The organism is Mycoplasmopsis felis, assembly GCF_034647055.2.
Taxonomy (GTDB): Bacteria; Bacillota_I; Bacilli_A; order Mycoplasmatales; family Metamycoplasmataceae; genus Mycoplasmopsis; species Mycoplasmopsis felis.
Genome location: NZ_CP141047.2, coordinates 699567 through 723337 on the forward strand (window position 1 = coordinate 699567; position 23771 = coordinate 723337).

The window sequence follows — 23771 nt, forward strand, 5'->3', positions numbered from 1 at the left end:
GATGTATTAATGGATTTAAATTATGTCAAGAAAATAAATTTACTAGAAGATTTAAATGAACAGCAATCACAAGCTGTTCAATATTTCAACTCTCCTTTGAGAATAATAGCAGGAGCAGGAACAGGAAAAACTAAAGTTTTAACAAGGAAAGTTGCATATTTGATTAATACTCTTGGTATTTCACCAAAAAATATTTTAGGTGTTACTTTCACAAATAAAGCTGCTCAAGAAATGTCTACTCGTATTTCAAAATATTGTTATACCAACAAAGAAAAATTAAATATAATGACATTTCACTCTTTTTGTTCATCTATTTTACGCAAGGAAATACATCACTTAGGTTTTAAAAATGATTTTACAATTATTGATGAACCAGACAAATTACAAATATTAAAAGAAGTTTATAAAAAATTAAATATATCAAGTAATGAAGTTAGTCATAAAAATGCTATTCAATATATTTCTTGATTTAAAAATTTTAATAAAGATATTAATGAACTTTATAAAACAAATTCTAGTGATGACATTTTAAATAAAATATATATTGAATATACTAATGAACTAGCAAAAAATGGTTCATTAGATTTTGATGATTTAGTATTGCAAACTAACATTCTTTTCAGTGAAAGACCAGATGTACTAGAAAAATATAAAAATAAGTATGATTACATACTGATAGATGAATTTCAAGATACTTCGGTTCTTCAATATGAAATAATGAAGTCAATTATTTCAGATAAAACTCATTTAACAATAGTTGGGGACCCTGATCAAACAATTTATAATTGAAGAGGAGCGGATGTTAATTTAATATTAAATTTTGAAAAGGATTTTCAAAATTCAAAGACAATTGTCTTAGATACTAATTATCGTTCAACAAAAAAGATTTTAGATAGTGCAAATAAACTTATAAAACATAATAAGATTCGTTATAACAAGGATTTAATAACCAACAATGAAGAAGGAAGTGATATTGAATTTTCACACTCTTTTAATGAAGAATCAGAAGCAAGATGAGTAATTAATAAAATTAATCAACTAAAAAAAGAAAAAAATCAATTAAAATCCATTGTTATTTTATATAGAACAAATTATTATTCTAGGGCTTTTGAACAAGCGTTAATAGAAGAAGGTATCCCTCATAAGATAGTTAATGGAACCAAGTTCTATCAAAGATCAGAAATTAAAGATGCAATAGCATTTTTAAGAGTTTTATACAATTCAAATGAATTATCATTTAAAAGAGTTATTAATGTTCCAAACCGTTTAATAGGTGAAAAATCCCAAGAATTAATTGACAAATTTGTAGTAGATCATAATTCAATAAATACACTAGATTGTATAATGAAAAATTGAAAAGAATTTTCAACTAAGCATAAAAATATAGCAGAAAACATTTTAGATTTCATAAAAAAAATAGTTACATATAAGAAACTACTTTTAGAAGAAAAAAACAAAATATCAACAGTTTTAAATTATTTCTTAAAAGAAATTTCTTATTTTAAGTTTATAGAAAAAAACAAAAGTTTAAGAGGAACCGCTGAAGAAAATGTTATGGAATTGATTAATTCCATAGAAGTATGAGAAACCAAAAACAAAGATAAGAATATAGAAGATTATTTAAATTATATTAATTTAATATCTATTAATGATGAATATGATGGTAATACAAATTATGTTACATTAATGACCATACATTCTGCAAAGGGACTAGAGTATGATAATGTTTTTTTAGTAGGTATGTCAAAAGGATTATTCCCATCTTATAGAATTTTCCAAAGTGAAGTTTCAAAAGAAAAAGAATTAGAATTGCTTGAAGAAGAACGTAGATTAGCATATGTAGCAGTTACTAGGGCAAGAAAGAAATTATTTTTATCTTCTTCAAGAGGTAAGATACATAGTTTAAATATAGACAAAGAACCATCATCTTTTATAACAGAATTAGGAATTAACTTAAATGATATATTATTAATGAATGATAATCATGGAATTGATTTATCTGAAACAAGTTATGAAGAAATAAAATTACAGAATTCCAAAATGTTAATTGGTGATATTATTTCACACACAATTTTTGGAGAAGGTGAAGTAGTAGATTTAGACGGTGATAATAGTGTTGTTATTAAATTTAAGCAAAGTGGAGAAACAAAAAGATTTAATAAGAATCACCATTCAATAAGGATTTTAAAGAAATAATGGTATTGCTATTTTTTTGGTTGTTTATTTTCTTAGTTATTGTTTCTTTATTTTGTTTTTTAATACATTTGCTTTATTTCAGAAGTTCAAATGGAATCATTTTGTTCAAAATAGACCCACTAAATAAAAGAGTAATTCGTCAGAGTGCTAAATATTTCTTTTTATCTACTATTTTTGATTCAAAAAAATCAGAATTTAAAAAATATAATTACATTTCTTTAAATTATTTTAAAAATTTCTTCCATTATGATAGTGCTAAGAAAATAGATGAAATACTACAAGAACCAATAAAAAAGAAATATTCATTAAATATTATTTTGAATGAAAAAATACACAAAGAATTTAATTTCTTAGAAAAAATAATATTTAAACTAGACCAATGATTTCATAACTATAGAACATATAAATTAAATATGGAATTAAATGAAAAACATGAATTTATATGCAATATAGAATGAAAAAAAGAAAAGAAAATCAATCCTATAAGAATTACAAATTCTTTTAATGAAAAGCAAGTAAATATAAAAAAAGGTTCATATAAAATTATTGGTCTTGCACTAAAAACAAACTTTTTATACACTGAATTATCTAATACTGAATTAAAAGAAATATTTAATTTATTAAATTTAAGTCATAATAATATTCAATTTTTTAAGAAAGAAGAATTACTGTTTATTTTAATAAAGAAAAATATTTGAAATGTATTTAGTTCAAATAAAACTGAATTAATTATCAATTTAAATAAAAATATTTTATTTTCAAAATATTTCTTATGTTCAACTATTTTAGATAGAAAAATTACTTCAAGTTTCGATTTAAATGAAATAGAAGAAACATTGTTATTTTCTTTGTATCACATTTTAGCAAAACCTGAAAACAAAAACGATTTCCTTAATTTATCTTTTAATTATAATAATTCAGATATTCAAAAATTTTCTGAGGAACTAAGAGCATATAAAACTTTTTTAAAGAATTTCAGAATATCAGATAATCTAGATAAAAAATACATATATAAATTAAAAGATATAGAAAAAACTGATAAATATTTCCTGGATTGAAATTTATCTAAAAATCTAGATTATTTAACTTTTTATCATTTATTTGTTAATAATCCTTATTTACAAATTTTAAAAGAAAATATGATGTTTAATTCTTTGTTAAAAAATGAAAACAACTTAAACCAAGGTTTTTTAAAACTATCAATCGACAGTTTGCATAAACTTAATTTTTATAAAATAGATAATTTTCCTACAATTTTATTGTATTCAATAAATTATGAATACAATCAAGAAATATTAAAAGATTTCTTATTGGAAATGAATAATAAAAATAAATTTGTTGGTTTGTATATAGAAAATATTAATGATAACTTATTTCAATTTATCAATGATAATGAAATTAATTATTTAATTTTAGCAAAAAATATATCTATGAATCTTATTAAAGACTATGAAATTTATTTAAATTGTCTTAAATTAAGATTCTTAACTAAAAACAAAAATCTAAAAATCATTTATGAGAACCTGAATGAAAAAATAGATTCAATAATACTTAAGAAAGTGAATATCAATTATTTTTATAAACTATAAAAGTTTATTTTAAATGAATAAACTTTTCTTTTTTATTAAAAATATATATAAAATAAAATTATGAGAGAAAAAATTTTTTTACACACTAACACTGAATACTCTTTTTTAAATTCAACTATAAAAGTTCAAGATTTATTAAATGAATCTAAAAAAAGAAATCAAAAATATATCACATTAACTGATTATCAAAATTTTTATGCATTACAATATTATTGAGAATTTCTTGATGAATATAACTTTATACCCATAATTGGTGTTGAAGTAGATTTAAGAGAAAATTTTAGGGTTATTTTAATTGCAAAAAATACTAATGGACTTAAATTTTTATTTAAGTTGATTACAAATGTTTCTCAAAAAGAAACCCCTAGTTTTTATGATTTGGAAAATCCTGATATTTATATGATTGATCATCAAGAATTAGGTTCTCAAATAAAAGGAATCGAGTTATTAAAAGTTCCGAATAATTTTTATTTAAATAATAAAAAGAAACAACATATTAAAACAGTTTACGCCCCGGTAAAAAGAATCCTAAACTATGAAGATAATGAAATTCTTCCTCTTTTAAAACATATTTCAAATCCAAATCAAGAAAACATTATTTACAGTGAATATTTCAATGATGAGGAGTTCTCGGATTTAGATGAAGAAGTGTATGAAAATATGTTAAATATGGTTTCAAACATAAATATCTCAAGACCATCTAGTGAAATCAAATTACCTAAGTTTTCAAACAATAATAAAGAAATATTATCTAAAAAAATACTAGGTAAAAAATTTAAAGAATTGATAAAACATTATGACGAGAAAATAGTTTTAGAAAGAATAAAAAAAGAAATCAAAGTTATTGATGAACTAGGTATTATGGATTATTTTTTAATCATTCATGATGCAATAGCATATGCTAAATCAAATAATATTAATATAGGACCAGGTAGAGGTAGTGCTTCTGGTTCACTTGTATCTTACTTACTAGATATTACAACAATAAATCCATTAGAATTTGATTTATTATTTGAAAGATTTTTAAACACTGAAAGAATATCAATGCCTGACATTGACATTGATATTCAGGATACCAGAAGAGATGAAGTTTTTGAATATTTAAAAAACAAATATGGTTCTAGTCATTTTGGTCTAATTTCAACCTTTCAAACATTAGCAACAAAAAATTCAATAAGAGATGTAGCAAAATATTTAACAGACAAAAATATTTTAAACTTAAGCAAACCAGAAGTTGATAAAGTTTGTGCAAGTATTTCAATAAAGGATTTGAGTTTAACATATGCTTATGAAAATAATTCAAAATATAGACTTATAATTTCAAAATATCCTAAATTACATGAATTAGCATCTAAAATCGAGGGTTTTCCGAGACAAGTAGGTATTCATGCAGCTGGAGTAGTTTTATGCAATAGTGAATTAAATCAATTAGTTCCAACACATTATTCAGATAATGGTTATCAACAAATTCAAATGACAATGAACTATTTAGAAAGATATGGTTTAATAAAGATAGATTTTTTAGGACTTAAAAATTTAACTTTTATACAAGGAATAGAAAATCAATTACCAAGTTCAAGACATTTTGATTATATTATGAATGATTCATATTCACTCTTTAATGATCAATTAACTTTTAATTTATTAAATCAACAATATACAGATGGAATTTTCCAATTAGAATCTCCACAAATGAGAGCAACAATAAAACAAGTTAATGTTGATAGTTTTGATGATATATATGCAATTATTTCACTTTTTAGACCTGGTCCTGCTGCTTATATCAAAGAATATGCAAATAACAAAAAAGATCCAAGTCAAATTATTAAAATACATCCTTTATATGATGAAATAGTTAAACCAACATTTGGAATAATTGTTTATCAAGAACAAATAATGCAAATAGTTCAAAAAGTAGCTAATATGAATTTCAATCAAGCAGATACATTTCGAAGAGCTATTTCAAAAAAAGATGATAAATATTTAAAAATATATAAAGATACTTTTTTTGAAGGTGGTTTAAAGAATGGATTATCTTATGATAAATTACAAGAAATTTATTCTAAAATAGAAAAGTTTGCAAATTATGGATTTAATAAATCCCATGCAGTTGCTTATGCATTAATTTCTTATAAAATGGCATATTATAAATCAAGATATCCATTAATTTTTTATAAATCATTATTATCAGATGCTTCTGCAGATTTAGACAATATCAAACGTTATAGTAATGAAGCATATGAAACTAATATATTAGTTAAAGCGCCTGACATAAATATTTCAACAAATCAAGCTGAAATATCAGAAAAAGATATTTATTTACCTTTAGTAGTGATTAAAGGAATTGGAACAGTAGCTGTATCGAAAATCATAAATGAAAGAAATAATAATGGTTTATTTAAAAATTTTATAAGTTCTTGTTTAAGATTAAGAGATGTAGGGATTGGTGAATCAATTTTAGAAATCTTAATTAAAGCAGGGACATTTAGAACATTTGGAAATGTAGTTGAATTATTAAATATTTTACCAACAATAAATGAATTTTATAATACCTATCTCTTAATTAAAAAAAGGAATAGTAATTCAGAAAACCATTCAATTATGAATTATATTAAAGATGAAAATATTGAGTTAATTCCAATTCCTGAACTAGAAAATAATTTTGAATTACAAGAAAAATATGAATTACAATATTTAGGTGGTAAATACACAACTGATAATAAAGAATATTTAAAAAAACTAAAAGAAAGAGGAATCCCTTGTTTGATGAATCTTAATGAAAATTTAACTTGATTGAAAGTAGATTTTATTAAAGCTAATTATGGCACTAAACCTAATCATACAAAAGTTAAATTAAAAGATTCAAGTGGTTCAATAACTGCTAATGGTTGAAATACAAAAATTGAACAATTAATTAATATAGAACCAAAAAAAATAATTGTTTATATAGGAAAAAATAAAGGATTTTACGTAATCAAAGATTTTAAAGAGGTAATAAATGAATAATAAAAACTTAGTTATAGATGGAAATTATTTATTATTTCAATCATTTTATGCTTCTTATCGTGGTGATACTAATACCATTTTAAGAACATCTAAAGGTATTCCAACTAATGCAATACAATTGTTTTTAATGCAACTTCTGAAATTATTAAAAGAAATTAAACCAACTCATTTATTTATTGCTTTTGATGCATATGGACAAACTTTAAGACATTTACAATACCAAGAATATAAATCAGGTAGAGCAAAAGCACCTGATGAATTATATATTCAAATGAATTTAATTAAGGAAATTCTAACTAAATTAAACATAAAGTGATTAGAACAAGAAGGTTATGAAGCAGATGATTTAATAGCAACATTTACTAATTTATTACTAGGGAATAATTTTGTTTTTTCTGCTGATAAAGATTTATTACAGCTAGTTAATTCCAAAACTACTTTAATTCATAGAAAGTCTGATAAGTATTTATATATAACAAATAAGAACTTTTATGACTTATTTGAAATTAATCCAGAACAAATAACTTCATTTAAAGGTCTAAAAGGAGATCCATCAGATAATTTACCTGGTATAAAAGGAGTTGGTGATAAAACTGCCATTAAACTATTGAATGAATTTAAAGATTTTGAAGGAATTTTTAGAAATATTGATTCACCTATTATAACTAAATCTCTAAGAGAAAAACTGAAAGATGGATATGAACAAGGCTTATTATGTTTTAATTTAGCTAAATTAAACTTTAATGTACCTAACTTCAACACACAAATAGGTGATTATGAATTATCTATAAATTTAGATGCAGGAATTTCGTTGTTAGAGGAATTAGAACTAAAAATAGTAATTAAATGATTAGCAGAGTTAAGTTTTTAAACTTAATATTCAATTATTTAAATTTGATATATACCAAACAATTAAAGAATAATAAAAGTATAATATAAATAATAAATGAAGGTAATAATGAAAAAAGTTTTAGTTCCAAAAGTTAGATTTAAAGGATTTAGTGAAGAGTGAAAAGAATATAAATTTAATGATATAGGTTCATATTATTCTACTTCATCTTTAAGTTATAATGATTTATCAAAAGGTGGTCAATATAAATGTGTATTATATGGTGAATTATATACAAAGTATAATGAAAGCATCTTTAATGTAATTTCTAGAACTAACAAGAAAATTACATTAACACAACCAAATGATATTTTATTCCCTACTTCAACAACAGCAGATTCGTATTCATTAATATCTCCCTCATGTGTGAATGAAGAAAATGTAATGACAGGGGGTGATTTATTTGGTATTAGACCCTATAAAAATATAAATGGAAACTTCATTTCATATTACATAAACAATGTTGAATATATAAAAAATAAATTAGCTAACAAAGCTCAAGGATTAACTATTATCCATTTATATTATAAAAACATATTAAATGAAAATTTATATATTGCAAGTCTAGAAGAACAAAATAAAATAGCAAAACTTTTTGTAAAGATTGATACCATCATCAATCTATACAAATCCAAACTCAATAAACTCAAAAAAATTAAAGAAGCATTATTACAAAAAATGTTTGCATAGTATATTAATAAGTTAAAAAAATATTCGAGATCCGAATATTTTTTCTTACCTATTTATTAATAATGATTTATTAAAAATCTAAATCATATCCTATCTCAATTTTTAATTGTTTATTTTGAGAATCAAATAATTCATTTACATTTTTATTTACAATTTCTTGAATACTATAATTTGAATCATTTGTCATTGATAATTTTTTAAATAAATTATCATAAATTTCATCTTTTATTTCAAAGAATATATCAAATTTAAATGAAGAAAAGAATTCATCAATATTTTTTATTAATGCATAATTTAAGTTTGTATTTCATATATCTGAACTATTACCATTGAATTGAATATTATCATTTCCATAACCACTTAAAAGCGAAACAAATAATGTGTTTTTCTCATCATCATATTTAACTTTATTTACTGTCATTCTAGAAATAGAAAACAAGTTTCATTGTTTTTTTTCTAAAATTTCTTTACTGTTTTTAGTGTTTATTAATTGTAGATTAAATCTCCTTAAAAGATTTTCATTTAACTTAGAATCTAAAGTTATTTTAGCAAATCTTTGCACTGAATTAGAAATTTTATTTGATAAATAAACTGTATTTTCTTTTGTTTGATCTGTATTTAAAAAATCATTTAATTTAAATTTATTTTTATTATTATCATTTTTCCTTGAATAAAAACTTAATGGTATTATTGAATTTTGATTATTGTTATTTAATGAAAAATTAACAAAATAATCATAGTCTATATCATTGTAAATTTTTTGTTCTTCATGATACTTTTCTTGTTCTATAAACTCTTTTAATTCAATTAATTTTTGTTTATCTTCAGAATCAGTTTCATTTTCAATTAACTTAGAAATAGTTGAATAATTATCTAATACTTCAAAACTTCGGTCTTTTGGACTTTGAATTTTTATATCTTTATATAAACCTTCAGAAAAAGATCATAAATTATTTGAGTTTTGAGTTAATAAGTAATTTTCATATAAGTTTTTAGCAAAATATGCATTTGTATCAGCTAGTTTTTTAGTAAAATCTACAATCTTTTTAAATAATTCTTCATCAGTTAGTACATTATCGTTTTCTTTTGCTTCTTTTACTAAATTATCATATTCAGATACAATATTATGCTTTAAATCATTATAATTATTTAATAATGTTTTAATTTCTGAGTTATTAGTGTTTTCAAAAAACTTGATTTTTAATTCATTTGAATTAAAAATATTCATCATTACAAATAAATTGTGTTCAGCAGTATATAGTTTCCCATTATTGTTTATTTCTTGTATTTTTTGAGATTCAAGACCTGTTAATTTAACTAGGTCTGAAAATATTTGATTTGTAAATACATTTCTAAACCTATTTAACTTTTGAACATAATCAAATACTTTATCTTTAGCTTCATTATTTACCTTTAGAATTTCACTTCTTATGTCATTTATATTCTTTTTCAAACTATCATAGTGTTGAACAGAAATGATGTTATTGTATCTTTCTGAATATGATTCTTTGATTTTTTCTAATTCTGCTTTATTTTCGGGTTCTTCAAATCGTTTTTTTGCTGCTTCATTGATATTTTTGATTACAATATCATTAAATTTAGCAAAAATAAAATCATTAAATTCAATACCTTCAATTTCTAATAATTCCCTTTGTTTTTCCATTGTTTTTGTTTGAGAACATGCTGCACTAGAAACAATAATTGAAGAAAAACCAAATAAAGTTATTAATTTCTTAATATTTTTCATTTGTTAATTATACAATAATTTATTTTTGGACTTAATTATGGTAATAACTTTAAATATTTATATTATAATTAAAATAATTTAAATAGGAGTGTATATGATTACATTAACAGTTTTTTTAATAATAGCTAGTATTTTACTAATTTTTGTTTCATTTTTAATGTCTCCGGATTCTAATGGTTTTTCAGGAGCATTAGTTGGTTCAAATGATTTGGATTTATTTAAAGTTTCAAAAGAAAGAGGTTTTAAAAAATTCTTAAAATATGCAATGGTTGTTTTAGGTTTTATTCTTTTAATAATCGTTGTATTAATTAGAGTTTTTGTTAAATAATATGGAAAAAGAAAAAGTATTAAATTATATTAAATCAAGTAAATCTAAATCTTTTTTAGAAATAGCTAAATATTTTAAAATTTCACCTTCTAATAATAAATCATTAACTAGTTTATTATCAGTTTTACAAAAAGAATATAAAGTATTTAAAAATTCTAAAGATGAATATTATGCTCCTGAATTAATTGATACAATCACTGGAATTTTAAATGTAAATGCAAAAGGTCAATTTGGATTCGTTGATTATAACATTGATGAAGTAAATAAAACAAAAGATAGTGTATATATAAGAAATTTTAATTTTAATACTGCTATACATAATGATGTCGTTAAAGTTTATGTTTTTAAAAATCCACATGAAGCTGATAATGAATTAAAAACAGGAGTAGTTGTAGAAGTTTTAGAAAGAACAAATCAAAATATTATTGGTTTTATTAAACAAAAAAATTCTTCAACTTATTTTGTTCCTGTTGATCAAAAAATGAAAAATGTTTCTTGATTAATTGTTTCAAATACTCTAGTTGTTAAATTAAATGATTTAGTGTCAGCAAAGATTTTAAAATATGAAAACAAAACAGTTTTAATTGAAATAGAAAAAATCATTACAAATGAAGCAGATCCAATGGTTTTTGTAAAATCATATTTAGAACAAATTAAAGCACCTGATTCATTTCCTGATTTTTTAAATGAAGAAATTATTAATATTCCTAAAAATATTGATAAAGAAGATTTAACCAATAGAATTGATCTAACAGACACAATGATAGTTACAATTGATGGTGATGATACAAAAGATTTTGATGATGCTATATATGTTAAAAAGTTAGATAATGGAAATTACTTTTTAGGTGTTTATATAGCTGATGTTTCTTATTATGTCAAAGAAAATACAGAAATAGATAAAGAAGCCTTAAAAAGAGGAACTAGTATTTATTTAGTAGATAGAGTTATTCCTATGCTTCCTTTTGAATTATCAAACGGAATTTGTTCATTAAATCCTAATGAAAAAAGATTTGTTTTAGCTTGTGAGATGGAAATAGATGCAAAAGGAAACAATTTATCAGTTAATATTTTTCAAGGAATTATTGAAAGCAAATTTAGGTTAACTTATAAACAAGTAGACAGTTATTATAAAACACAAACCATACAAAACTTAGAAATCCCACATGATTTAAGTAAAATGTTAGATGACGCAAAAGAACTAAGTTTAATATTACACAAGTATAAATTAGATGAAGGATATGTTGATTTTGAAATATCTGAACCAAAAATCAAATTAAATACAGATGGTAGTGTTAAAGAAATAAAAATTAATGAACGCGGTTTTTCTGAAGTATTAATTGAAGATTTTATGGTTAGAACAAATGAAACGGTTGCTAAATATTTATATGATCAAAAATTACCAGTTTTATATAGAGTTCATGAAATACCAGATGCAGAAAAGTTATTAAATCTAAAAAATACTTTAGAAACAGTAGGTATAAATTCAGCGGTATTGCCTAAAAAAATTACACCTAAATCTTTTGCTGAATTTGTTGATTATGTGAAAACTCAAAGAGATGATGATTTTATGAAATTAACATTTTTAAGAACCATGCAAAAGGCTATATATTCAGATAATAATATTGAACACTTTGGTTTGGCTTCTAAATTTTATTGTCATTTTACAAGTCCTATTAGAAGATACCCTGACTTAATTATTCATAGAATAATAAGAAACTTCTTAATTAATAAAAAAACAAATGAATTAACTGAATTTAAAAACAATTTACCTACATTTGGTGATTTAAACACAAAAGCTGAACAAAAAGCAGTTCAAATAGAAAGAAATGTAAATGACTTAAAGTTTGCAGAATATTTAAAATTTCAAGTAGGTAAAACATTTAAAACACAAATTGTAAGTATTTTAAATTTTGGTTTCTTTGTAGAATTTGAATTTATGGCTTCAGGTTTGGTTCATAAAACAACACTTATTGATGGAACTTATGAGGCTAATGAAACACTTACACAATTAATCTCAGAAAAAAGAGTTTTTAAAGTTGGTGATTTTGTAGAAGTTGTAGTTTTAGGAGTAGATTTAGTTCAAGGTAAAATTGATTGTTGTTTATCAAATTTATATCCAAAACTTATGCTCAAAAAAGAAACTGAAGCAAAAAAAGGTAAGCAAAATGTTTCCAAAAAATTTAGAAAACAGAAAACTAGTTAAAAATTCCTTAGGTTTTGATAGTGATTTATTTATTTACCAAGATAAAGAAATGTTTAATTACTCAGTTGATACAATTTTGTTAGGTAATTTCATTTATTTAAATTCTAAGATAAAAAGTGCACTAGAAATAGGAACTAATAATGGTGCTTTATCAATATTTGTAGCCAAAAGAAATTCAAATTTAAAAATAGATGCAATAGAAATACAAAAAAAAGGATATGAGTTAGCATTATATAATGTTCAATTAAATAATTTAGCAAATCAAATTAATTTATTTAATGATGATTTTAATTTATATTGACAAAGTTTTATAAAAAACAATTCAAAAAAATATCAAACAATTTTTTGTAATCCACCATTTTATAAATATGATGCTCATAAAATTAAAAATAATGTATCAAAAGAAAAACTAATTGCAACTCATGAAATAGAATTAACATTAGAACAACTAATTTATGGTTGTTCTAAAATAATTGAACAAAAAGGATTTTTAAGTATTGTTATTCCTGTTGAACGATCAATTGATGCATTTGAGATTATGCGAAAATATAAATTTGAACCCAAAAGAATACAGTATGTTTTTACAAGAGCAAATTCTAAACCTAAATTTGTTTTAATAGAAGGAAGATATCAAACAGGTTGAGGTTCACACTTTTTACCAAATTTATACTTACATCATAATGATGATAAATTAAATCATGATTATTTACCTGAAATTAAGAAATTATACAAACCAATTAAAATAAAATAGGAGTTTTATGAAGAAATTTTACATAACTACACCAATTTATTATGCTAGTGGTAACCTTCATATTGGACATTTATATACTACAACAATTGCATGAGCTTTTAAAAACTATAAAAAGTTAATGGGTTATGATGTTAGATTTTTAACAGGAAGTGATGAACATGGACAAAAAATAGAACAAAAAGCAAAAGAACACAATTTAGAACCACAAGTATTTGTAGATTCTGTTGTTGATAAATTTCAACAAATGTGGTCAGATTTTGATATTGATTATGATTTCTTTTCAAGAACTTCTAATCCTAAACATAAAAAACTAGTTCAAGACATATTTTCATATTTCTTAAAACAAGGTTATATATATAAAGGTAACTATGAAGGTTGATATTCTATTCAAGATGAAGAATTTTTAACCGAAACTCAAGCAGTTAAAAAAGATGGTAAACTGTACCATCCATCTTCAAATCATGAATTAACAAAAGTTTCAGAGGAAAGTTATTTCTTTAAAATGAATGATTTTTCTGATTGGTTAAAGGATTATATAAAAAACAATGACAACTTTTTATTTCCTAAGAAAATAGAAAATGAAATGTTATTTAATTTTATCAATAAAGGTTTGGAAGAATTATCTATAACAAGAACAAATATTAATTGAGGAATTAAAATAAACGAAGATACAAAACATACATTATATGTTTGATTAGATGCATTATGTAATTACATTACAATGTTAGATTTTGATATTAATAATCCAACAAGTTCAGAATTATTTAATGATTTTTGAAATAATGAAAATACTGAAGTAGTTCACATTTTAGGTAAAGAAATTTCTAGATTTCATATGATTTATTGACCGATCTTTTTGAAAGCATTAAATATAAAACAACCAACAAGGATTCAATCTCATGGTTGAATAATAACCCCAGAAGGAAAAATGTCAAAATCTAAAGGTAATATTATAGATCCCTATAACTTATTATCTAAATATCATCCTGAAATGATTAAATATTTCTTTGTTTCACAATTTCCACTAGGTGATGATTTGGTATTTGATGAAAATAGATTCATAGACGTCATTAACTCAGATTTAGTTAATAATTTTGGTAATCTTGTATCACGTGTTTTAAAAATGATTTCACAAAACTTTAAAAAATCTTTAAAATATCAAAAAACAACAGATACCAACGATCAGGAAATTGAACTAGAAATAAAAAAATCAATGCAACTTTTTACAAACTACTTTGATGATTTTAAAGTAGATTTAGCATTTAATGTAGCTATAGAACTCGGAAATAAACTTAATAAATATATTGACATAACTAAACCTTGAACATTAACAAATGAACTCGATAAATTAGAACAAATACTAGTGAGATTATTAAATGGTATTTATGCATTTGCATGTTATTTACAAATTTTATTACCTAATAAAATTAAAGAAGTAGCACAAACATTGAAAATAAATAATTTTACTTTTTCAAAAATACAAAATTTCAATAAATTTGATGATGTTCTTCCAGAAGGTCAATATTTATTTTTTAATAGAATTAAAAAATAGGAGTAAAAATGATATATTCAAAAACAACTAAATTTATTGTTCCTAATAACAAATTAAAGGAATTTTTAGAAATATTAAAGAAAATAGTACATAAAATAAGAATCCAAGAAACTAATTTATCATTTGAATATGGTTTAGAAAAACAAAAAAATGTTTTATTAATTGAAAGATGATCTACAAAAGAAGATTTTCATAATTTTTACAAAAAACAAGATATTATTGATGATTTTAAATCATTAGAAAATAACTGTTTAAAATTTTCTATTTTATTTGAATTAGAAATAAAGAGATAATTATAATTTTTTATATAAAAAATACAATTATTCTCATTAATATGCAATAAATATGAAAATAAACACAAAAAAAGAAGATTTTAATAGAAAAAGGCAGAAAAAATTACTAAAAAAAACAATTTAAGTAAAATATAAACAGAAATTATATATATTATAAGTAGTAATATTTATGATTTCTGTTTATATTATTTAATATATTTAATATATAAAAGGATGAAAATATGACTAAAAAATTAAAAAAATATTTATTATCATTTGCAGGAATTTCATTAACTACCGCACTAACAGTTGCTGCATCTTGTGGTTCTGATGCTGGTAGTGAAAAACCGGTAAATAATAGAGAATTAGTATTAGATTTAAAAGATCAAGTAGATTGAAAATTATCACGTTTAACTTCAGAGACAAATTATGAAGAATTAAAAACAAGACTTGCTTCAATTAATACAAATGTTCAAGAAGCAACAGATGATGAAGTATCAAAATCAAGAGAAGCCTTAGAGGAATTGAATTCTCAAGTAGAAGAAAAATTAATAGCACTTAAAGGCGAAAATTACATTAAAAGAGTTCAAAATTCAGACCAAACAGGTGGATTTTCACAAGTACAAAAAGATTCTATTAAATTAGGTGTTTCATGATCAAATAGTAATGCTCAACACCAAGCAATTAAATCAATAGTTTATGAATACAATCAATTGATTGATAGTATTTCAAAAATGACAAATGAAGAAGAAAAACAAGCAGCATATAAAAAACATAAAATTTCTCCTTCATCTAAACCAGTGGAAGTAATACAATTTGGTAATTCATATGGTGATGCTGCAAACAGAGTTCAAAAAAGTTTAAGTTCAAAAGATCAATCAGGATTTGTTAATTTAATTATAAATTACCCACCAGTTGCTGCTATGTTAGCTCAATCAGAAATGTTGCTAAGTTTTAATTCAAAAAATAAAAATATTGAAACAGACATTGATGAATTATTTGACAAAAACTTTACAGGTGTAAATAGTCAAATTGAAGGTGTAAAGAAACCAAGTACATTTACATTACCATTATTTAAAAGTACTAATGTTTTAGGTATTAATTCAGCTGTTTTAGGTTATTTCTTAGAAACATTAAAAGATTTACAAGTTCAATTCGATCCAGCAGATAGTGCATATTTTGAACAATTTATAAATGCATCTAAATCAGATAGAGAAGAAGTTAAAAAAATCTGAGGAGAAAAAGTTGCAGAACCAGAAAAAGTTATAGAAGAATACAAAAAAGCACCTTTAACAAAATCAATATTTGAGACATACACAGAAATAATTAAATTCGCTAATACAATGCAAAAATTATTTGCTAAATCTGCAGTTGATAACCCTGATATTCATGTATTTGGTATTGATGATATTGCTGGTGTTTATGAACAAGCACTTTATGCAGCTATCGGAGCAGATGCTGGTAAAATGATACAATCAGTAAGTACTAACAACGGTAAAATTAGTGTTGATTTTACAACATTAGGTAACCAAAATGCAGAAGCGCGTACAAAAACACTAGAAATGTTTAATGCATTATCTCAAGCATTTCAAGTTGGATCAGTTTATGCATTTCCTTCAGGACAATATTCATCAAGCGAACAAACAAAACACAGGATGGCATTTTCAATTGGTTCAACAGCTGGTTATGCTCACAACTTCAAGAAAAGTCCAGATGTTTTAGTTCGTTCAACTATTAATTCACTTGATACTGTCTTAAATCAAGATGGTGTATTATTCTTTAGAGATAAATTAGCTCCTAAAGGTGATAAACCAGGAGATTCTGAAGCAGTTTTAGCAAGAATAGGTGGAAGAAATAATAAATTATATAAATCTGGAACACCAACAGACCCTGCTCTTCCAAACGCAATTAAAGACACATATTATTATATGTCTAAAGATGCAGCAACAGATGAAAAAATTCAAAACTTAAAAACAGACAAAAAATCAATTATTGTTAATTTTGTTTTAACTGACCAACCAAGAACAAAAGCTCTTAAAGTTGAATTAGATAAAATAACTGATGGTTCTGTTGAAAACTTTGTTGTAGCAAATCAAAAAGGTGATGATATTTTATTCATTGTTATAAAAAATGCAAGTGAAACTGATATAACTAAATTTAATGACATTGATAATTTAAGAAAAACCAATGAAACAAAATTCAAGGAATTATTAGCAAAAGCAAAATTATCAGTATTTCAAGAAACAGATCATACAATTGTTAATGAAAATGAATTATTTGCCCAAATAACACCTTCTAAATGAACAAAATCAGATCCTAAAAAAGTTTTATTCCTACAAGGTCCTTCATTAATAGGGGTAAGATCAAATAGTGAAGATGAACTTGCAACAAAAGCCTTTGTTTACTGATTATTAAATTATAAAGAAGAATTGATATACAAACAATTTGATAGACAAGGAAACATAGAAGAAGGTAAATCTTTAGGAAAAGGTGATCCAATAAGTTTTATTCAACAAAAAATGTCTTATGTATCAGGGACAAAAACATTAACATCATTACCTGATAACACATTCGGAAATAATAAATATTTATCAGTTGTATTACAAGAACTAAAAGCTTTAGTTGCTGATAATGATTATGTTGCATTTGAAGAACCAGGTGGTGTAGGTTCAGATGCATTTAGAAATCAAATAAAAACAGCATGAAACCAAAAACAAAAACAATATACAGAAAAAGCAAGTGAAGTTTCATTTGATAGTTTCATATCTTTAACACAATTAGGACAAAATAAATAACAAAATAAAAATATAATTTGCTTAAGCAAATTATGTTTTTAAGATATTGAGAATTTATGAAAAAAATCAAAAAATTTTTATATTGGACTAGCAGTTTCATAGTTTCTTCTTCTGTAATATCAATTGCTATTTCTTGCGGTAATGAAGAAGACCAAAAATATGAAATAGAGTCTTCAACTACTTTTCCATTAAGGTTTGCATCTCATGGTGATAGTGAATTAAGATTAAAATCAAGAGAAAATCACTCTTTTGAAGACACTAAAGCTATAACTAATGAAAATAATGAAATAAAAAGAGTTATTAATGAAGTTAACAAAATAATAAATAAAGATGTTTTATCAAAAAATAAATTAGTTTATAAAACAAATAATAAATTAATTCCTTATATTGATGAAAGCAAATCTACTTATAAAAAGACATTTACAGTTAAAATTTATGGTAGAGATGTTACTTTTAAATTAAATTCTATTTCTTCTGCTTTAGACTTAGGTGATTATGGAAAAGAAGGCGGAAATGAAAGTTTATATGCAAGTAATTTAAATTCAGTTGATACTTCTGTTACTTTTATTTATGATGCTTATGTAAATGATAAAAAAGTATCTAATTTAGCTGGTTTATCAGGTAAAGTAAAAAATCAAAGTCAAATTACAAACCCTATAGGTGATTTTGATATTGATTTTGGACCAGAACACTTTGTTTCTACTAATTTAAATTTTCAAGAACCAGAATTAGAACAAAAATCATTTAAAGCTTCAATTAAAAGCGCTTCAGATGGTGATACATTCGAAGTTATAGCAAATGAAACTAAAAGTATAGGTGGAAAAATATCTGTTCAAAAGGGTCAATCATATCGTATCAGATTAATGGGTATAGATACACCAGAAAAAGGTATTACTAAACCTCAAGGATACGTTAAAGCAGCTCCATTTGAATATGCTTTTGCTTTAAGATCTAGTGAATTTGCAGAAAAAGTAAAAGAACAATATGGAAGCGATATTCTTGTTGCTTTTGTAGATGGTAAAGATGCTTTTGGTAGAGTTACAGCAGAAATTATGTTTGGACCAGAATATAAATATAGTTATAATTCAGAAATTTTACGTGCTGGTTTAACATTACCTTTAGCAAATGACACCTGAGAAACTGAATTTATTTTAAAAAATAAAAGTTCATTTATTTATCGTCTTTATCCAGAAATGTATAAAGCAGCAAAATATGCACAAGAAAATCAAAAAGGATTTTATAAATATTTTGATACACCAGATGAATTAACAACTTTTATATGATTATTTAAACAAAATAATAGTTATGATCCATTTTATGATAATGTTCAAGGAAAATCAAAAATAAGTAAATATGTTAAAAATTAGAAAGGAAATCAATGGTATTAATTAAAAAATTATTAAATAAACTAAAATTAGCAAATACCAAGGTTTCAGAAGAAGACATACAATTATTAGAAAAGTATAGGTCTGAATTTGAATTAAAAGAAAACGAAGTTATTCCAGCTATCGAATTAAAAAATCTAAATATTGATTTTGGTGAAACTTTAGCAGTAGACAACGTTAGTTTTAAAATACCTGAAGGAAAATTAGTTACTTTACTAGGACCATCTGGTTCAGGTAAAACAACTACATTAAATGCTATTGCAGGTTTATTAACTGTTACATCAGGAAAAATCTTATTTAAAGGTAAAGATGTTACAGATTTTACTCCACAAAGAAGAAAAATTGGTTTTGTGTTCCAAAATTATGCTTTATATCCACATTTAAGTGTTTATGCAAATATTGCTTTCCCATTAAAAAATGATTTTGATTGACAACATAAAACAATGTTGAAAAAACAAGAAGCGAAAAACGAAATTAGAATTTTATATTTAAGAGCTCTTGGGGCTTCAGAAGAAGAAATATTAAAATTAAAAAATACTTATAAAGATTGAAATATTATTTCTTCAGAAATTCAACACAAATTTAATGAAACATATGCTAAATTAGTTGAAGATTTTGAAAAAGCTCACACTGCTTATAAATTAGCTTTAGTTCATGAAACATCTGAAATTTCATTATTAACTAAAAATGTTTTAAAAACAAATACTAAATTACAAAAAGACACTAAACAAAGAATAGCAGACATTAAAGAAAAATACAATAGTGATTTAGTTAATAATTTATTACCTCAAGAATTAATGAAATCAGAAATTTTAAGTTCTGTTGAAACTAAATACACTAAATTTGATTCAAAACTTTCTCAAGAAGAAAAAGAAATTAGAATAAAAGAATTACAAGAATTTACTGCTAATTTAGTTAATTTAGATTTTAATAATTTAGAATTAAACGATCGAGTTCAAATAGTAAAACTAGAAGAAAAAGTTCTAAAATTACTAACTAGATACAGATATATAAATAAATTAAATAAAATTAAAGAAAAATATAATCAAGAAAAAGCAACTACAAAAACTGCATACTTAAATGCTAAAGCTGAATTATCAAAAACACTAAAAACAAATCAAGAATACTTACAATTAAAAAGAGATGCAAAAACTTTACCGTTTGTAGCACAAAAAAGATTTGAAGATGAAGTTAAGTTTATTTCTCGTAAATATAATTTAGAAGCAAAATTAAAAGAAGAAAGAAAAGGACTAATTCCATCTATTTTATCAGATGAAGTTAAGTTAAAAGTAAAAGAATGATTAAAATATGATATTTCTTTAAGAAAAGCTATTCACAACGAAGTTATGGAAGTTGCAAAAAGAGTTGAAATTGTTCCAATCTTACAAAAGAAACCTACTCGTTTATCAGGTGGACAACAACAAAGAGTTTCTATAGCACGTGCTATTGTTAAAAAACCAGAAATTTTATTAATGGATGAACCACTTTCAAACTTAGATGCTAAACTCCGTATCTCAACTCGTCAATGAATTAGAGAAATTCAACAATCACTTGGTATAACAACAGTTTTTGTTACACATGACCAAGAAGAAGCTATGTCTATTTCAGATATTGTTGTATGTATGTCAACAGCAAAAGTACAACAATTAGGTTCACCAATTGAACTTTATAATAAACCTAAAAATGAATTTGTTGCTCGTTTCTTAGGTATGCCTGAAATGGGTCTATTCCCTTCAGAATATAAAAATGAAACATTATATGTAGCAAATCAAAAAATTAAAGGTGTATCACTACCAAATTACAGTGATGTTCAATTACATGTAGGTGTAAGATCTGAAGATTTTAAAATTAAAACAGCAACTGATTCATATATGTTCCAAGGAAAAGTTATAGTTCAAGAAAACTTTGGAAAAGAAAGCAAATTAGTTGTTAATGTAGAAAATGTAGGAAAAATTAATTTCTTATTAGATAATTCAAGAAATTATGTAGTTGGAGATTCGATTTATTTTGATTTACCAATTCACAAATTACATATTTTCAATGCAGCTAGTCAAGAAAGAATTGAATATGAAATTCAATAATTCAAAGTTTCATTTATTTATAGCAAATCATTTAGGTTTTCTATATAATTGATCACTTACAAAACAATCTAAAAAGAAAGCTGCATTATCTCATTCTATTTTGGATAGAAAAACACCAATGTATATTCCTTTATTATTACTATTACCTGGATTTTTATTAATATTAATGTTCACTATAGTTCCTATGGGACTTAACATTTATGAATCATTCCGTGATAAAGATACTAATGAATTTACATTTGTAAATTATAGAAATGTATTTACAGACGTTCGTTTTGCAGTGGGGGTAAGAAACTCGTTTATTTATGGTTTAGTGGTTTTACCATTTGTAATGATTTTTTCATTATTGATTTCCTCTGTTATTGCAAAATTAAATCGAAAAGTTACTAAAGGCTTTTGACAAACAATCTTCTTTATGCCTTATGTAACTAATGCTGTTGCTATATCTTTAGCATTCATTCAATTTTTTGGAACCAATGGTCTTTTAAATAAGATTGTTGGTGGTCAAACAGCTTGATTGAATTCAACAGATATTTATTCATTTAATGCATTAATAGCAATGTTTATTAATGGTGTATGAAGTGGATTGGCATTTAACATTTTAATTTTTACAACAGCAATGCTTGGAGTTGATAAAAATTTATATAAATCTGCTTCTATTGATGGTTGTGGTGAAATTAAACAATTCTTTAAAATTACCCTACCATCAATCAAAGGTACTATCAACTTCTTAATAACTTTAGGAATAATTGGTGGTCTTAAAGTATTCCCATTAGCATTATTTAATAACATTCCAGAGAATGCATTTGCATCTGGTGGTGGAACATTAATGCTATATGTTTATTTAGTTACAAATAATGGTAACTTCCAGTTAGCTGGAGCAGCTGCGATTGCTTTATTTATTATCGGTGTTACATTTTCATCAATAATCAGAGGCGGTTTCTTTATGGTACAATTAACATTAAATAACTTAGGAGAAAGAAATGTTTGAGTTAAAGTTAAAGCTTCACAAAATACTAATTAATAAAAAACTTTCTCGTAGTCAAGAAAAAGTTTCCTCTCAAGTTATCGATAGCAATCCATTTTCAGTATTTCTTTCAGCTGCATCAAAATTATTAGTTTTATGCTTCTTTGGAGTAGTTATTTTATTCCCATTCTTCTTAATGATTTCTATATCATTTATGACAGATGATGAAGCACAAGGATTATCGAATAATTTCAGAATTTTATCTGATTTTGAAAGTGGTTCAACATATTATTCAGGTGAAGGTCTAGATGTTCGTCCATGAGCAGATGTTGTACAAAACACATATGCTAGAGCTTTAACTTCGGGATATTGAAAATCAGTAGGAATTACATCTTTAAATGTTATTGTTTCAGTTATTTTAAAAGTTTTATTAACATTTTTAATGGGTTATGCCTTTTCATTAAGAAGTTGAAAAGGGAAAGGTTTTGTTTGATTTGTAGCACTTTCTCTATTAGTCTTACCTGAAGTTGCTTTATTATCAGGACAATATACTGTAGTTATTAGAACAGGATTAAGATCTAATTTATTTACTATTGTTTTAGCTATTTCATTACCATTTGTTTCAAGTATTTTCAATACTGTTATGTATAAAAATGCATTTGAAGCAATACCTGGAAGAATCAAAGAAGTTTCATTAGTAGATGGAGCAGGAGGATTTAAATATTTATTTAAAGTAGCATTCCCGATGGTAGTTCCAACTACACTTACAATAGTAATTTTAACTGCTTTAGCTTCTTGAAATTCATATTTATGACCTTCATTAATTTTAGGAAGTAGATCTGAATATGAATTAATATCAACATGATTATTTAAAGCAGGATTAAATCCAGATGATCCAGATTCAAACCAAGCAGTATTTACTAACATTAAAATGGCAGCTGCAATGGCTGTTATAGCACCATTATTTATTTTCTACTTAGTATTTAGAAAAAGAATTATGGGTGCAATCAGTAGACAAGGTTCAACAATTAAGGGGTAAAAATGAAAGGTTACAAAAGAAAAATAATTATTTGAACCTTTGTAGGTTTATTAGCTTTAATTGCAATTATTGCACTATCATTTTTAATTAGTAGTCTAGAAGAAGTTATTAATATTTATGAAAAAGTTACATTAGATACAAAAATCATTGATTCATATCAATTCACAAAAGCATATTCAATAGGAGGTTTAGCATTTTCTTGTGTAGTATTTGTTATGTCATTTATCATTGCTTATGCAGGATTTAGGTCATGAAAATACTCTGAAATGTTTAGTTAA

General features: G+C 23.9%; 17 protein-coding genes. 16 read left to right on the plus strand and 1 reads right to left on the minus strand.

From position 1 onward, the window contains the following. Positions 1-9 precede the first annotated feature (9 nt). From RRG59_RS03100 to RRG59_RS03120, 5 genes are all read left to right on the plus strand, one after another. Positions 10-2196: an ATP-dependent helicase gene (locus RRG59_RS03100; protein ID WP_322902091.1), complete on the plus strand. Its 2187-nt coding sequence runs from the start codon at positions 10-12 to the stop codon at positions 2194-2196. Then, positions 2196-3785 (plus strand): MHO_4530 family protein, encoded by a 1590-nt coding sequence (locus RRG59_RS03105; RefSeq protein ID WP_322902093.1) that lies wholly within the window; start codon positions 2196-2198, stop codon positions 3783-3785. Before RRG59_RS03100 ends, RRG59_RS03105 begins: the two co-directional genes overlap by 1 nt. A 60-nt stretch (positions 3786-3845) precedes the next feature. Beyond that, entirely contained in the window at positions 3846-6791 is a 2946-nt protein-coding gene (gene dnaE / locus RRG59_RS03110; protein WP_322902094.1) for a DNA polymerase III subunit alpha, read from the plus strand. Further along, the gene (locus RRG59_RS03115) at positions 6784-7662 is read left to right on the plus strand and encodes a 5'-3' exonuclease (protein WP_322902095.1); all 879 of its coding nucleotides are present in this window, start codon (positions 6784-6786) and stop codon (positions 7660-7662) included. The genes dnaE and RRG59_RS03115 overlap by 8 nt, the downstream gene beginning before the upstream one ends. Positions 7663-7749: 87 nt before the next feature. After that, positions 7750-8370 carry a restriction endonuclease subunit S gene (locus RRG59_RS03120; RefSeq protein ID WP_322902097.1) on the plus strand — a complete coding sequence of 207 codons (621 nt, stop codon included), beginning with the start codon at positions 7750-7752 and terminating at the stop codon, positions 8368-8370. Positions 8371-8440: 70 nt separating this feature from the next. On the opposite strand, the gene RRG59_RS03125 is transcribed toward RRG59_RS03120, so the two are convergent. Beyond that, positions 8441-10117, minus strand: a complete 1677-nt coding sequence (locus RRG59_RS03125) for a hypothetical protein (protein WP_322902098.1) — start codon at positions 10115-10117, stop codon at positions 8441-8443. A gap of 94 nt (positions 10118-10211) precedes the next feature. On the opposite strand from RRG59_RS03125, the gene secG reads away from it, so the two are divergent. From secG to RRG59_RS03180, 11 genes are all read left to right on the plus strand, one after another. Then, entirely contained in the window at positions 10212-10445 is a 234-nt protein-coding gene (secG, locus tag RRG59_RS03130) for a preprotein translocase subunit SecG (RefSeq protein WP_036430008.1), read from the plus strand. A 1-nt stretch (position 10446) separates the two neighbouring features. Next, positions 10447-12651: a ribonuclease R gene (rnr, locus tag RRG59_RS03135; protein WP_322902100.1), complete on the plus strand. Its 2205-nt coding sequence runs from the start codon at positions 10447-10449 to the stop codon at positions 12649-12651. Next, positions 12614-13402: a tRNA1(Val) (adenine(37)-N6)-methyltransferase gene (locus tag RRG59_RS03140; protein ID WP_322900304.1), complete on the plus strand. Its 789-nt coding sequence runs from the start codon at positions 12614-12616 to the stop codon at positions 13400-13402. The genes rnr and RRG59_RS03140 overlap by 38 nt, the downstream gene beginning before the upstream one ends. A 7-nt stretch (positions 13403-13409) precedes the next feature. Further along, a complete protein-coding gene (metG, locus tag RRG59_RS03145; RefSeq protein WP_322902101.1) occupies positions 13410-14954 on the plus strand; it encodes a methionine--tRNA ligase in 1545 nt (514 codons plus the stop codon). Between the two features lie 8 nt (positions 14955-14962). Further along, on the plus strand, positions 14963-15247 hold the full coding sequence (locus tag RRG59_RS03150; protein ID WP_161553165.1) for an antibiotic biosynthesis monooxygenase: 285 nt from the start codon (positions 14963-14965) through the stop codon (positions 15245-15247). A gap of 221 nt (positions 15248-15468) precedes the next feature. Then, on the plus strand, positions 15469-18021 hold the full coding sequence (locus RRG59_RS03155; RefSeq protein ID WP_322902102.1) for a P68 family surface lipoprotein: 2553 nt from the start codon (positions 15469-15471) through the stop codon (positions 18019-18021). A 56-nt stretch (positions 18022-18077) separates the two neighbouring features. Beyond that, a complete protein-coding gene (locus RRG59_RS03160) occupies positions 18078-19388 on the plus strand; it encodes a thermonuclease family protein (protein ID WP_322902104.1) in 1311 nt (436 codons plus the stop codon). Positions 19389-19399: 11 nt separating this feature from the next. Beyond that, positions 19400-21487 (plus strand): ATP-binding cassette domain-containing protein, encoded by a 2088-nt coding sequence (locus tag RRG59_RS03165; RefSeq protein WP_322902105.1) that lies wholly within the window; start codon positions 19400-19402, stop codon positions 21485-21487. Further along, positions 21474-22511, plus strand: coding sequence for a carbohydrate ABC transporter permease (locus RRG59_RS03170; protein ID WP_036430020.1), 1038 nt, complete (start codon positions 21474-21476; stop codon positions 22509-22511). Before RRG59_RS03165 ends, RRG59_RS03170 begins: the two co-directional genes overlap by 14 nt. Next, positions 22471-23493 (plus strand): carbohydrate ABC transporter permease, encoded by a 1023-nt coding sequence (locus RRG59_RS03175; RefSeq protein WP_036430022.1) that lies wholly within the window; start codon positions 22471-22473, stop codon positions 23491-23493. The genes RRG59_RS03170 and RRG59_RS03175 overlap by 41 nt, the downstream gene beginning before the upstream one ends. 2 nt (positions 23494-23495) lie before the next feature. Then, a complete protein-coding gene (locus tag RRG59_RS03180; protein ID WP_036430024.1) occupies positions 23496-23771 on the plus strand; it encodes a hypothetical protein in 276 nt (91 codons plus the stop codon).